At 56.2% G+C, this 14,139-nt stretch carries 12 protein-coding genes; 11 read left to right on the top strand and 1 reads right to left on the bottom strand.

The window, feature by feature from the left end:
* Positions 1–9 precede the first annotated feature (9 nt).
* Positions 10–594 carry an HAD family hydrolase gene (locus CFI03_RS13935; protein WP_248757689.1) on the top strand — a complete coding sequence of 195 codons (585 nt, stop codon included), beginning with the start codon at positions 10–12 and terminating at the stop codon, positions 592–594.
* A 44-nt stretch (positions 595–638) separates the two neighbouring features.
* On the opposite strand, the gene CFI03_RS13930 is transcribed toward CFI03_RS13935, so the two are convergent.
* On the bottom strand, positions 639–1,547 hold the full coding sequence (locus CFI03_RS13930) for a DnaJ domain-containing protein (RefSeq protein ID WP_248757688.1): 909 nt from the start codon (positions 1,545–1,547) through the stop codon (positions 639–641).
* A gap of 206 nt (positions 1,548–1,753) precedes the next feature.
* Here CFI03_RS13930 and coaBC point away from each other — a divergent pair, with 206 nt between their 5' ends.
* The 10 genes from coaBC (at position 1,754) to rpe (ending at position 14,136) form a co-directional block, all read left to right on the top strand.
* The gene (gene coaBC, locus CFI03_RS13925) at positions 1,754–2,989 is read left to right on the top strand and encodes a bifunctional phosphopantothenoylcysteine decarboxylase/phosphopantothenate--cysteine ligase CoaBC (protein WP_248757687.1); all 1,236 of its coding nucleotides are present in this window, start codon (positions 1,754–1,756) and stop codon (positions 2,987–2,989) included.
* A complete protein-coding gene (priA, locus tag CFI03_RS13920) occupies positions 2,986–5,487 on the top strand; it encodes a primosomal protein N' (protein WP_248757686.1) in 2,502 nt (833 codons plus the stop codon). The genes coaBC and priA overlap by 4 nt, the downstream gene beginning before the upstream one ends.
* Positions 5,488–5,519: 32 nt before the next feature.
* Positions 5,520–6,005, top strand: a complete 486-nt coding sequence (def, locus tag CFI03_RS13915; protein ID WP_127493429.1) for a peptide deformylase — start codon at positions 5,520–5,522, stop codon at positions 6,003–6,005.
* A gap of 4 nt (positions 6,006–6,009) precedes the next feature.
* Positions 6,010–6,960 carry a methionyl-tRNA formyltransferase gene (gene fmt, locus CFI03_RS13910; RefSeq protein WP_201001131.1) on the top strand — a complete coding sequence of 317 codons (951 nt, stop codon included), beginning with the start codon at positions 6,010–6,012 and terminating at the stop codon, positions 6,958–6,960.
* Complete coding sequence (gene rsmB, locus CFI03_RS13905; protein ID WP_248757685.1) at positions 6,957–8,432, top strand: 16S rRNA (cytosine(967)-C(5))-methyltransferase RsmB; 1,476 nt, start codon at positions 6,957–6,959, stop codon at positions 8,430–8,432. The genes fmt and rsmB overlap by 4 nt, the downstream gene beginning before the upstream one ends.
* A 98-nt stretch (positions 8,433–8,530) precedes the next feature.
* Positions 8,531–9,577: a dual-specificity RNA methyltransferase RlmN gene (gene rlmN / locus CFI03_RS13900; protein WP_127493423.1), complete on the top strand. Its 1,047-nt coding sequence runs from the start codon at positions 8,531–8,533 to the stop codon at positions 9,575–9,577.
* Between the two features lie 6 nt (positions 9,578–9,583).
* Complete coding sequence (locus CFI03_RS13895) at positions 9,584–10,354, top strand: Stp1/IreP family PP2C-type Ser/Thr phosphatase (RefSeq protein ID WP_248757684.1); 771 nt, start codon at positions 9,584–9,586, stop codon at positions 10,352–10,354.
* A complete protein-coding gene (gene pknB / locus CFI03_RS13890; RefSeq protein WP_248757683.1) occupies positions 10,351–12,573 on the top strand; it encodes a Stk1 family PASTA domain-containing Ser/Thr kinase in 2,223 nt (740 codons plus the stop codon). The genes CFI03_RS13895 and pknB overlap by 4 nt, the downstream gene beginning before the upstream one ends.
* The gene (gene rsgA, locus CFI03_RS13885; RefSeq protein WP_127493417.1) at positions 12,560–13,486 is read left to right on the top strand and encodes a ribosome small subunit-dependent GTPase A; all 927 of its coding nucleotides are present in this window, start codon (positions 12,560–12,562) and stop codon (positions 13,484–13,486) included. The genes pknB and rsgA overlap by 14 nt, the downstream gene beginning before the upstream one ends.
* A gap of 5 nt (positions 13,487–13,491) precedes the next feature.
* Positions 13,492–14,136, top strand: coding sequence for a ribulose-phosphate 3-epimerase (gene rpe, locus CFI03_RS13880; RefSeq protein WP_248757682.1), 645 nt, complete (start codon positions 13,492–13,494; stop codon positions 14,134–14,136).
* Positions 14,137–14,139 lie beyond the last annotated feature (3 nt).

Raw genomic sequence — 14,139 nt, 5'->3', positions numbered from 1 at the left:
GCGCTGCCTGTGAAATTGAAACCGGAGCTCGTACTAGACGCGGCAGGCGTGATTGCGGCGAATTTTTCACCGCGGTTTTGGCAGGAGCTTGTACGGCAGTATGGGCTGCCTTACGACAAGCTGGCCCAATTCAAACAAGAGATTCGCGTGAGTTTGTGGACGGGCGTTATATCCGAAGATCAATTCTGGTACGAGATTTGCAGCCGGTTTCCGGCAATCGACAGGGATGAAGCCAGAATACAGCTGTTGTCCCAGATTACGCCGCTGCCTGCCGCGGACCAAATTCCGCGCTGGAGCGAGCATGCCAATATCCATCTGCTCAGCAACCACCGCTTGGAATGGCTGGAGCCGATCGTTGACCCGCTGCGTCCATATTTGCGCAGCATCACGATCTCCAGTGCAGCCGGCTGTTGTAAGCCGGATGCACCAATTTACGAACGGGTTGAGCAGCATTTCGAATCAAAGGCGCCCATCTTGTTTGTTGACGATCAAGCGAAAAACTTCAAGGAACCCGAGCTGCGCGGCTGGACGACTCTTCTCGCCGACGAGCAAGGGGATTGGGTAAATCGGGTCAACCGGTTTCTTGCCATATAAAAGCAGCAGGCTCCCACTCCGGGAACCTGCTGCTTTTACATATCCTATTGTTTGGTCTCGAGGAATTTCTCGATGAACTGAAGCGCTTTTTCGGTATTTTTGGAGCCTTCGCGAACGCTGGCGATATAATTGTCCTTGGCTTGCATCGGAATATTTCCGATGATCGGGCTGCCTGAAATTTTTACGCCATACGTATGCTCGGTTGGATCTTCTTCCGTTTTTTGCTTAAAGCTGTCCTCCGGCTTAAGCAGCTTGGTGATAGCCGTCTGCGAATCGAGATTCATAAACGCGCCTTGCGGGCCAACCCAGTTAAACGCAGCCGTATCCGTAATATAGATGTCCGGGCGTTCCGTCGCGAGTACGACCATGGCTTTTTGCTGGGAGGCAATGTCCATTTGATCCTTCGCATCCAGCGGTACATACGTGAAGTTGACTTTAAAACGCTTGAATTCCGGGAACTGCTTAATGAGCGCTTCTTCGATATCGGCTTCTTCGGTCTGCTTGCCCGTGCTGTCGCTCATGTAATACTCGCCAAGGAACATGATGGACAGGTCCACCGGCGGAAGCTTGGCAAGACGTTCCTGCTCAGCCCGATGATCCAGATAGCTGTTAATGCCGACGATAACAAGAATGAGGGCAATGATGCCGCCAAACACGTGGAACTTGTAGTAGCGCCAGAAATGGTCTACTTTCTCCGCGGAGCCGGCCATTTTCTTGTACTTGCCGTATTCTTGCCGGTTGAATGCTTCATTGGCTTTTCGGTTGTCCTCGTCCAGAATATACCGGTAAGCGCGCGTGACTTCTTCAAAGTCAGCCTGGTCGGTTCCTTCCGGGTTCTCTCTTTGTCTCGCCCGAGCTTGTCGCATTAAGGTGGTGTAACGCTTATCGACCTCTTCTTTCGAAGCGTTTTCAGGAAGACCCATCGTTTCGTAAGCTCGTTTCAGTTCGTCCATGGAGTTGCTCTCACCTCTGTTAGGATTAGAAAAAAATAATAGCTACTCTCTAGTATACGGATTTGAATAGAAGATTTCCATTCCTCCATCTGGGAACGGTGCAGGCTACAAATTGGGATGACCTATGGTATGATAGGAAAAAGCGCGAATGGGTCTCACCTAAACGGTCAATACATAGATTAACAGCATAAATCGGGGGAAACAGTATGTTGAGAGGGAAAACGATAATACTAGGCATTTCTGGCGGCATTGCAGCCTATAAAGGCGCGGCTCTTTGCAGCAAGCTTGTGCAGGCGGGGGCCGAGGTTCATATCATTATGACGGAGTCGGCTACCAAGTTTATTACGCCGCTGACGCTGCAGACCTTGTCCCGCCATCCTGTGCACATCGATACGTTCGACGAGAAGGACCCTTCGGTCGTTACGCACATTGACTTGGCGGACCGTGCCGATCTGGTCGTAATTGCGCCGGCAACCGCGAATATTATAGGAAAAGCGGCTAACGGTCTAGCCGACGATATGCTGAGCACTACGCTGCTCGCCGCGACAAGTCCGGTTTTGATCGCTCCGGCCATGAACGTGCATATGTATGAGCATCCGGCGGTTATCCGCAATCTGGAGCTGCTGGCATCCCGCGGCGTGATGTTTGTGGAGCCGGGAACGGGGCAGCTTGCTTGCGGCTACGTAGCCAAAGGCCGTCTTGCGGAGCCGGAGGATATCGTCATAGCGGTTCATTCCCTGCTGAAAGCGAAGGAGCACGGAACGCTTGCGGGCAAGCGCGTGCTGGTAACGGCGGGAGGCACGATGGAGCGCCTTGATCCGGTCCGTTATTTAACGAACGATTCTTCCGGCAAAATGGGCTTTGCCATCGCGGAGGCCGCCAAGGTGATGGGGGCCGAGGTTACGGTTATCGCGGGCAGAACATCCGTTGATCCGCCGGCTGGCGTGAAAGTGATTCGGGTAGAATCGGCGCAGCAGATGCTTGATACCGTGCTGGAACGGTTCGAAGAATCGGATATCGTGGTTAAATCCGCAGCCGTGGCGGATTACCGTCCGGTGACCAGACACGGCCAGAAGATTAAGAAGTCCGGGGAAACCTTAACGCTTGAGCTGGAGAAAACGACGGATATTTTGCAGACGCTTGGCGAGCGGAAGACGCATCAGCTTTTGATCGGATTCGCGGCGGAGACGGAGCATCTGGAGAAATACGCCATGGACAAGCTGAAACGCAAAAATGCCGATCTGATCGTGGGCAACGACGTCAGCCAGGAAGGCGCAGGCTTCAATGGGGACACGAACATCGTACAGCTGTACGGTCCAAGCGGATTAATCGAGGCGATGCCGCTGCTGTCCAAGCGCGAGACGGCTCAACGCATTCTGACGATTGCGGCACAGCGCCTTACGGAGGTAGCGGCCCAAGGCGGAGGTCGGGGCGAAGAATGATTGCCAAAGTGATCGTGGACGTGCCGAGCCGCCAGACGAACCGGCCGTTTGATTATAAAGTACCGCCCGGCATGGAGAACTGGATTGAGGTCGGCAGCCGGGTAGGCGTTCCTTTTGGCCCCAGGGTGCTCCAAGGTTTTGTCATTGAGCTCGCGGAGACGGCGGATGTGGATCCCATGAAGCTTAAGGCCGTATCCGAGCTGCTTGATCCGGTTCCGCCGCTGCTGCCCGATCTGATCGAGTTGGCCAAATGGATGAGCGACAAATATTGCTGCTCTTGGACGACAGCGCTGCAGGCTATGATTCCGGCCGCGCTGAAAGGGAAAGCGGAACGCTATATCAGCCTGAACGATGATCCGGATTATACGGCGGACGACTATGGCCTGACGGCGCTGCTGCCGGAGGAGATGCTGACGTGGATCGGCAGGCAGAAGCAGCTTAAGCTGGAGACGCTGCAGCAGCGGTATCCGGAGCACTCGGCGGCGATAAAGGAAGCGCTCCGCGATGGGCTGCTGCAGGAGCAGACTTCGATTCGCGACCGTCTGGCGATCCGCAAGGTACTGACCGTATTCCCGCCGGATGATGAAGCTGCGGCGCGCGAAGCGCTGGAGAGCTTCCCGGCCCGGGCCGGGAAGCAGCGGGAGCTGCTCGCTTTTATGCTGGAGCGAGGGGAGGCAATGACGCTGCAGGCGCTGCTGGCGGAAGCAGGCGGTTCGCCCGCCAGCGTCCGGGCGCTTGCGGATAAAGGCCTGCTTGGCCTTCATGAGGTCGAGCAGGAACGGGATCCGTACGCCGGACGGGATTTCCAGCGGACGCAGCCGCTGCCGCTTATGCCGGGCCAGCAGGACGTGTATGAGCGGATTGCCGGCACGGTAAGCCGCGGCGAACCGCAGGTGTTGCTGCTTCACGGCGTCACGGGAAGCGGCAAGACCGAGGTCTATATGCAGTCGATCCAGCATTGTCTGGAGTTAGGGAAGCAAGCGATCGTGCTGGTGCCGGAGATTTCGCTTACGCCGCAGATGGTGGAGCGGTTCAAGGGACGCTTCGGCGAAGCCGTAGCCGTGCTGCACAGCCGGCTGTCCAACGGCGAGCGTTATGACGAATGGCGCAAAATCCGGAGCCGCCGCGTCCAGGTCGCTATCGGGGCGCGCTCGGCGATCTTTGCACCTTTTGAACGGATTGGGCTTATTATTATTGATGAAGAGCATGAATCCTCTTACAAGCAGGAGGAGAGCCCGAAATACCATGCGCGGGATGTCGCGGTAAGGCGGGCTCGGCAGCATGGTGCAGCGGTTGTGCTTGGCTCCGCGACGCCGTCGCTGGAATCGTTCGCGGCCGCCAGTCGGCAGCCTGCGCCCGGCAAGGAATCGGCGCTGCTGCCGATGCCGGAGCGGGTCGGCAGCCGTCCGATGCCGCCTGTGCAAGTCATTGACATGCGCGGCGAGCTGCAGGACGGCAACCGGTCGATGTTCAGCCGGAAGCTGCATGCCGCGCTTGCCGACAGACTTGAACGCGGCGAGCAGTCGGTGCTTTTGCTTAACCGGCGGGGCTACTCCACATTTGTGATGTGCCGCTCCTGCGGGTATACGGCTGCTTGCCCGCATTGCGACATATCGCTCACTTATCATCAGAAATCGCGGGCGCTGCGCTGTCATTATTGCGGGCATGCCGAGCTGGCTCCGAAGGAATGCCCGTCCTGCAGCAGCGAGCATATCCGCTATTTCGGGACAGGGACGCAGCGGGTAGAGGAAGAGCTGGCGAAGCTGTTCCCGGGAATCCGGGTAATCCGGATGGATGTGGATACAACCTCCGAGAAGCATTCCCACGAGAAGCTGCTGAAGCAATTCGGCGAGCGGAAAGCCGATGTGCTGCTGGGCACGCAGATGGTCGCGAAGGGGCTCGATTTTCCGTACGTTACGCTGGTTGGCGTAATAGCCGCGGATACGTCGCTCAATCTGCCGGACTTCCGTTCGGCGGAGCGGACGTTCCAGTTGCTGACGCAGGTAGCCGGGCGCGCCGGGCGCCATCATCTTCCCGGGGAGGTTATCATCCAGACGTATTCTCCCGAGCATTACGCTATCCTTACCGCCCAGCATCATGATTACGCCGCATTTGTGCGGGAAGAGCTGAAGCACCGGAGCGTAATGGGCTATCCGCCTTTTTGCAGGCTGGTTCTGGTGACGATGTCGCATGAGCAGCTGCCTCTGCTGTCTTCGGTCAGCGAACAGTTTGCCGAGCGGCTTAGGGAATTAGCGGCGGATGAGGGGGTTCTTGGCCCGCTTGAAGGCGGTCTGCCGAGGGCAATGGATATTCTTGGGCCCGTCGCATCGCCCATTTCCAGAATGAAAGATCGCTACCGTTTTCAATGTGTGATAAAATATCGTGGAAACATCGACGTACCCGCGCTGCTAAGGCATGCAATGGCGCCTTTTGTGGAGGGCTCGCCGGCAAAGCAGGCGCAGTTCAGCATCGATGTCGACCCACAAGTCATTTTATAAATAGATAACGATTGTAAAGGAAGGTAACGGCCATGGCCATTCGTATTATTGTGAAAGAACCCGATCCGGTGCTCCGCGAGACGGCAAAGGAAGTAACGAAATTCAACTCCAATCTTCAGAAGCTTCTGAAGGATATGGCAGAGACCATGTATGACGCGGACGGCGTTGGGCTTGCGGCTCCGCAGATCGGCATCTCGAAGCGCGTCATCGTTGTGGATATCGGCGACGAGACCGGTCTCATCTCGATGGTTAATCCCGTTATCGTTGAAAAAGAAGGCGAGCAGGTTGGTCCGGAAGGCTGCCTCAGCATCCCTAACCTGAACGGCGACGTGAAACGTTACGAGCGCATCGTCGTAAACGGGCAGGACGGGGAAGGCAATCCGTTTACGGTGGAGGCAAGCGGCTTCCTTGCGGTTGCGTTCCAGCATGAGATTGATCACCTGAATGGCATTCTGTTCACGGATATTGCGCAAAATGTATACGACATTACGGCAAGACAAAGAAAAGGCGGCGAGTAAAGGAATGCGTATCGTATTTATGGGAACGCCGGAATTCGCCGTTCCTTCTCTGCGGCTTTTGATCGAGCAGGGCTATGACGTAGTCGCTGCCGTGTCGCAGCCGGACCGCCCGAAAGGACGCAAACGCGTATTGACGCCGCCTCCTCTGAAGGAAGCGGCTCTTGCGCTTGGCCTGCCGGTTCTTCAGCCCGAGAGGATGCGCAGCCCCGAAGCGGTTGCGGCCATTGCCGAGCTTCAGCCGGATCTGATTGTCACGGCCGCTTACGGGCAAATTTTGCCGAAGGCGCTGCTTGACATCCCGCGTCTTGGCTGCATCAACGTGCATGGCTCGCTGCTGCCGCGCTACCGCGGCGGCGCTCCGATCCAGCGCTCGATTATTAACGGCGAGACGGTAACCGGCGTAACGATTATGTACATGGCGGAAGGACTCGATACCGGCGATATGATCAGCAAGGTTGAAGTTCCGATTACGGATGAGGATACTTCGGGTACTTTGTTCGAGAAGCTGAGCGCTGCCGGCGCCGAATTGCTGGGACGGACGCTTCCCGCTCTGATCGCAGGCGAACTGAAGGCCGAGCCCCAGGATAACGAACTGGCTACGTACGCGCCAAACTTAACGCGCGAGGACGAGCGGATCGACTGGAGCAAGCCGGCGCGCAGCATTTACAACCAGGTACGCGGATTGTCTCCGATGGCGGGCGCTTTTACATACCTGAACGGCGAAGTGTTTAAAGTATGGGCATGCGCGAAGCCTGACGGCAAGGCGGGCAACGGAACAGCTGCTCCGGGTACCGTGGTTGCGGCAAGCACCTCCGGCATTGACGTGCAGACCGGTGACGGGCTGCTTCGCCTGCTTGAAGTGCAGCCTGCAGGCAAGCGGGTTATGACGATTGCGGACTGGCTGCCGGGTGCAAGATTGTCTTCCGGCGCCGTATTTGGCGGTGGCGAGGCATGAGCGAACGGGAATCTTTAAAACCGCAGCCAAAGCGGAAGCCAGGCGGAAAAGGCCAAGGCCGTGGACCCGGACCGGAGGGGCGCAAGGAACAGCGTCCGGCACGCGTCCGTACGCCGCGCGAGCTTGCGCTTGATACGCTGGTGAAGGTGGCGGAGACCGGTGCGTACAGCAACCTGCAGCTCAACCGTGTCCTTCAGGATGCACAGCTGCAGCGCGCGGACGCTGCTCTTGTAACCGAGCTGGTATACGGAACGATTCAGCGCCAGCTGACATTGGATCATTGGCTTGGCAAATTCGCGTCCAAAGGGCTGCGCAAGCTGGAGCCTTGGGTGCATCAGCTATTGCGCATGAGCGCTTATCAATTGCTGTATCTTGACCGTATTCCGGCCCATGCTGCGGTGAACGAGGCGGTTACCATTGCAAAGCGCAGAGGACATCAAGGAATTTCAGGAATGGTGAACGGCATTCTTCGCAGCATTGACCGGAACCGTGCGGAGCTGACGGTTGACGCCATCGTGGACAAGAATCCCGTGGTGCGGATCTCCGTCAGGCATTCTTATCCGGAGTGGCTGGTTGAACGCTGGGTCAAAGCGTACGGCGCGGAAACGGCCGAAGCGATCTGCGCTTCGGGCAATGAGCCGCCGCATGCCAGCGTTCGCGTCAATCCGCTCCGCTCATCGCGAAACGAGGTGCTGAGCCTGTTGACCGAACAGGGCGGCGATGCCGAGGCTTCAAGACTTGCGCCTGCCGGTATCGTGGTGCGGCGCGGGGGCAATCTTGCCGATACGGAAGGCTTCCGCGACGGCCTCTGGACAATGCAGGACGAAAGCTCCATGCTGGTCGCCGAAGTGGTCGCGCCTAAGGCAGGCATGCAGGTGCTGGATTGCTGCGCTGCGCCGGGCGGGAAAACAACCCATATGGCGGAGCTAATGGGCGGCAAAGGCAAGGTCTACGCCAACGACCTTCATCCGCATAAGCGCCAGCTTATTGTCGATCAGGCGGTACGTCTCGGCCTTCAAAATATCGAGGCGATTACCGAAGACGCCGGCAAGCTCGGCGAGCGGTTTGCTATGGCTTCGATGGATGCGGTGCTGCTGGATGCGCCATGCTCGGGATTTGGCGTTATCCGCCGCAAGCCGGAAATCAAATGGACCAAAACAGCGGGCGATGTCGCCGAGATCGCGGCGATTCAGCGCAGGCTGCTCGGGGCTGTTGCAGGGCTGGTTAAGCCTGGCGGAACGCTGGTGTACAGCACCTGCACGATCGAAAGCGCGGAGAACGAAGAACAGGTGGCGGCTTTCCTGAAGGAGCATCCCGAATTCCAGCTTGACGCGGAATGGCCGGAGGAAGCTCTCGCGCCCCTACGCGAGAAAGGCGTTGTCGACCGTTCTTTTGACGGACAAGCGCAGCTGCTTCCGCATCATTACGGCAGCGACGGCTTCTTCATTGCACGTCTCCGCAGACGCCCGTAGGGCCCCTTGTGGCTCGGCATGGGCGTTTGTGGTAAAATAAATCATCAGCGCCGGCATAACGGGCGCGCTATTTCAGAGTCAGGTGTGATAATAAGAAGATGAAACCAATAATTTATGACTATAACCTAGATCAGCTTCAAGACTGGATGAAAGAGAACGGCGAGCCGGCTTTCCGCGGCGGACAGCTGTTCGATTGGCTGTACGTGAAGCGCGTGAAGAGCTTTGAGGACATGTCCAACCTGCCGAAGCCGCTTCGCGAGAAGCTGGAGGAGTCTTTCCAGTTCGTGACGCTGTCGGAAATTACGAGATTCGAGTCGAAGGACGGTACGGTCAAATTCCTGTTCGGCCTGCATGACAACCACGCGATCGAGACCGTTATCATGCGCCATGATTACGGCAACAGCATCTGCGTAACGACGCAGGTCGGCTGCCGGATCGGCTGTACCTTCTGCGCTTCGACGCTTGGCGGCCTGAAACGCAATCTGACCGCGGGCGAGATCGTTGCGCAAGTGGTAACGGCCCAGCAGATGCTGGATGCAACCGGAGAACGCGTATCAAGCATCGTTATTATGGGCTCCGGCGAACCATTCGAGAATTATGACGCCACGATGACCTTCCTGCGTATTATGATTCATGAGAAGGGTCTGAATATCGGCCAGCGCCATATCACCGTCTCGACAAGCGGTATCGTACCAAGCATGTATAAATTCACGGAAGAGAATACGCAGATCAACCTGGCCATCTCGATCCATGCGCCTAATGACAAGCTCAGATCCAAGCTGATGCCGGTTAACCGCCGATTCCCGTTTGAGGATGTAATGGCAGCCTGCCGCAATCATATTGCGAAGACCGGCCGCCGCATCACGTTTGAATACGCCTTGATCGGCGGCGTTAACGACCAGGCCGAGCATGCGCAGGAGCTTGCCGACGTGCTTCAAGGCATGTTGTGCCATGTCAACCTGATCCCGGTTAACCACGTGCCGGAGCGGAACTATGTACGCACGCCGCGCAATGACATTTTCGAATTCCAGCGCATTCTGGAAAAGAACAAAATCAATTGCACGATCCGCAGGGAGCAAGGCCATGATATTGCGGCTGCATGCGGCCAATTGAGGGCGAAACATATGGAGTCCACGACGAGGTGATCACGGTTGATTACGGCAAACCGAAGCGATGTCGGACGAATTCGTCATATTAACGAAGATCGTTCGTGGGTAGGACAGCTGGATAACGGCATTACTTTAGCGATTGTTGCCGACGGAATGGGCGGCCATCAAGCCGGGGATGTAGCGAGCCAGCTGGCGGTTAATACGTTCAGAGACATGCTTGAGAAGAGCGCGTCGAAGGCGGATTTATCGATGCAAGAGGGGAAAATGCTGATTCGCCAGGCGCTTGTCATGGCTAATGACGTCGTCTACGATATGGCATCACGCAACGAGCAGTACTACAATATGGGAACGACAATCGTAGCTGCCCTGTACAGGGAACAGCAATTGATTATCGGGCATATCGGGGACAGCCGCGCCTATCTCATTACCGCAGATGGAATTGCGCAACTGACGGAGGATCATACCCTCGTCAACGAACTGGTCAAATCGGGCCAGATCAGCCTGGAAGAAGCGGCGCATCACCCGCGCCGCAATGTTATTACGCGTGCCGTTGGTACGGACGCGCAAGTCGAGGTAGATATTTATACCGCAGCCTTGTCCGATAACGATGTATTGCTGCTGTGCAGCGACGGTCTGACCAATATGGTCAGCGACGAAGATATGCTGCAGACGGTTCGTGAGGAAGGGCTGGGATTGGATGATAAAGCGGATCGCCTCATTCAATTGGCGCTGCAAGCCGGAGGAGACGACAATGTTACGGTCGTGCTTCTTCAGGAGGAAAGCGCTGCTTATCGAGGAGGTGACAACGGATGATCGGACATCAACTAGGTGGACGCTATGAAATTTTAACGAGAATCGGCGGAGGCGGGATGGCGCTTGTCTATAAAGCGCATGATATCCTGCTGAACCGTAACGTCGCGGTAAAGGTGCTGAGACAGCAATTCGTCCATGACGAGGAATTTATTCGGAGATTCCGCAGGGAAGCGCAGTCGGCTGCCGCTCTATCCCATCCTAATGTCGTCAGTATTTACGATGTAGGGCAGGAAGAGGATACCCATTACATCGTAATGGAATATATCGAGGGTCATAATCTTAACGAAATCATTCATGAGCGTGCGCCGCTGCAGGCCGACGAAGCGGTGCGGATTGCCGTGCAGATTGGCGATGCGCTGGAGCACGCCCATCAGAATCATATTATTCATCGCGATATTAAGCCTCATAACATCTTGATCGGCAAAAACGGAAGAGTGAAGGTAACGGATTTCGGGATTGCCCGTGCCGTAACTTCCTCTACGATTACGCAGACCGGATCGGTTGTCGGTTCGGTGCATTATTTCTCGCCCGAGCATGCCAAAGGGATAAGTACGGGGGAGAAATCCGACCTGTACTCCCTAGGGATCGTGCTCTACCAGATGCTGACGGGAAAGCTTCCGTTCTTCGGGGAAAGCCCGATCAGCGTTGCGCTTAAGCATCTGCAGGAGGAGTTCGAGGAGCCCAGGAAGGTGAACCCTCATATCCCGCAGAGCGTGGAAAACGTTATATTGCGCGCGATGCGCAAAAATCCGAATGAACGCTATCAGTCGGCCCGCGAGATGCTGAACGACCTGGATACTTGCCTCAAGCCAAGCCGCTTGAGCGAACCGAAGGCGACGTTCACGAGCGGCAGCGATCTCGATGAGACCCGCGTGATGCCTGCGATACGGGGTGATATGCTCAATTCCGCGCCGCAGTACGAATTAACGCCTGTTCCGCCTGTCGAAGCCTCCGTTCCACTTGAACGGGCAAACAAGGCGACGGCTGCCTCAAGTCAGACGGAAACGGAATGGAAAGACGAGAAAGCAAGCGGAAAGCCTAAAGGCTGGAAGCGTCCCACAACGATTGTAGCGGTAACCCTCGTCATCTTGGGTTTGATTATTTGGGGCTTCTTTGCTTTGTTGAACAAGCTTGACGTGCCGGAAGTGGACGTGCCTTTTGTGGTTGGCAAGCAGGAGGATGTGGCTCGGTCTATGATCGAGGGAGCCGGACTTAGGGTCAAGGAGCCCGTTATTCACGAGTTTATGGGCGATGTGCCTGCCGGTGAGGTCTTTGAGCAGGACAAGGCCAATATGCGCGTGAAGGAAGGCTCTTGGATTCAGCTGTCCGTTAGCGACGGTGCCGTGCTGGAGAAAATAGCCGACTATAAGGGCAAGCAGCTGCAGGAGGCCAAAGATGATTTGATGGCACTAGGAGTACCTGAAGATCAGATTTCAGCGGAGCAAGTATTCAGCGACCAGGATCCGGACACGATCATTAGTCAGACGCCGGAGTTTGGTTCGCAATTCGATCCGAAGACGGCGACTGTCAAGTTTATGGTGAGCAAAGGCCGCGAAACGATTCCAATGCCGAATCTGATCGGCCATACCGTTGCCGAAGCGAAAGATATCGTGAAGTCTAACGGGCTGGTCCTGCAGGATGACGATATTCTGGAAGAGCCGAGCTACACGCAAGGCAAAGGATTCGTCATTGACCAGGATCAATTCAAGCCGAACGATCCGGTGCCTAAGGGTTCGAAAATAACGATTACCGTAAGCTCGGGTCCTCCTAAGGACGCGAAGAACCATACGTTCAACGTAACGATATCGCCGGCCGAAGCGGGGAAAACAAGCGAAATCCGCATTGTGTATTCCGATGCTCGCGGTCAGGACATCGAGTGGGGCAAACGCCAAATTCAAGATACCCAATCCTTCCCCGTACAGGTTATTTTGGCGCCAAATACGGAAGCCAGAGTGACGGTATACCGGGACGGTCAATTCGTGGATACGCGCACGATCACTTACGAGGAGCTGGCCCAGGGCTCGAATTCCTCTTCGCTCACGATACCGGGTTCCGGCAATGGCAATAACGGTAATAACGGTAATAATAACGGTAATGGCAACACGGATACGGAGACCAGCACCGACCCGACAGAGAAAACGAAAAATCCGGATCAGCCGGCAAATGCGGATCCGACAGATAGCAACGACAACGGAGGCACTCCAGATGAGCAGCACTAGTGAAGCCAAGGGAAGAATCGTCAAGGCGCTCAGCGGTTATTACTACGTATTGCCGCATGATGCGGAATCGCCGGAGCAGACGGTACAATGCCGTGCTCGCGGCGTATTCAAGAAGAGAGGCTTAACGCCGCTAGTCGGCGATGACGTGGTGTACAGTTTAACGGAGAACGGCGAGGGCACGGTAGAGGAACTCCTGCCCCGCTCTTCCGAGTTGATCCGTCCGCCTGTCGCCAACGTAGACCTGGCTATCCTTGTCTTCTCCGTGACGGAGCCTACCTTGAATTTGCAGCTGCTTGACAAATTCCTTGTGCACATCGAGCATTCGGGTATTGAAGCGGTGCTCTGCTTGAGCAAGCAGGACTTGGAGCAGGACGGCGAGGAGACGGAAGAAGCCATAGCCGCTGCCGAAGCGGTGAACCGGATTTACACGGCTATTGGCTATGAAGTATACGGCACAAGCTCGCGCCAGGGCGTAGGCGTTGAGGAGCTGCATGGCCGACTTAAAGGGCATGTAGCGGTCTTCGCGGGCCAATCGGGCGTGGGCAAATCCTCGCTGCTGAATGCTCTTGTACCGGGCCTTGAGCTTGAGACAAACGAGATCAGCAACAGACTCGGCCGGGGCAAGCATACGACGCGCCACGTGGAACTCGTCGAAATAGGCGGCGGTTACGTGGCGGATACGCCAGGCTTCAGCCAGCTTGATTTCACGGAGCTTGGCATTGAGGATCTGGGGTACTGCTTCCGTGAGATGCGCGAGCTTGCGCCGGACTGCAAATTCCGGGCGTGCACCCACGTGCACGAGCCGGGATGCGCAGTGCTGAAGGCGGTAGAGGAGGGCGCGGTTGCGCCTAGCCGCCATCAGAATTATTTGACGTTTATGACGGAAATGAAAGAGAGAAAGCGGAGGTACTAAACCATATGGCAATTATCGCACCATCTATCCTGTCGGCGGATTTCGCGCGGCTTGGAGAAGAGATTAAAGCAGCCGAAGAGGCCGGAGCGGATTGGATTCACGTCGATGTGATGGACGGTCATTTCGTACCGAACCTAACCTTCGGTCCTCCGGTTATCGCGGCCGTACGTCCGGCTACAAAGCTTCCTTTTGACGTGCACCTGATGATCGAACGCCCGGAGCTGTCGATTCCGAGCTATGCAGCGGCGGGAGCTGACCGGATTACGGTTCATGCCGAAGCAACGGTGCACCTGCACCGCACAATCCAGCAGATTAAGGATTTGGGTCTGCCTGCCGGCGTTGCGCTTAATCCAAGCACGCCGTTATCGGTTCTGGAACATATTCTGGGGGATGTTGACCTGATCCTCATTATGACGGTTAACCCTGGTTTTGGGGGACAGGCCTTTATCGAGGAATCGCTCAATAAACTTCGCCAGCTTCGCAAAAAGCTTAACGAACGCGGCCTCGGCCATGTTCACGTGCAAGTGGACGGCGGTATTAACAGCGTTACTGCCAAGCAGGTTGTAGAAGCCGGTGCGAACGTGCTTGTAGCAGGCAACGCCGTATTCGGGGAAAGGGATCGCGCGGCCGCGATTGCTGCGCTTCGGTAACGA

This window comes from Paenibacillus sp. ATY16 (assembly GCF_003399985.2).
In the GTDB taxonomy this organism is placed as follows: Bacteria; Bacillota; Bacilli; order Paenibacillales; family Paenibacillaceae; genus Pristimantibacillus; species Pristimantibacillus glycanilyticus.
This window is presented reverse-complemented; position numbering and strand designations above follow the sequence as displayed.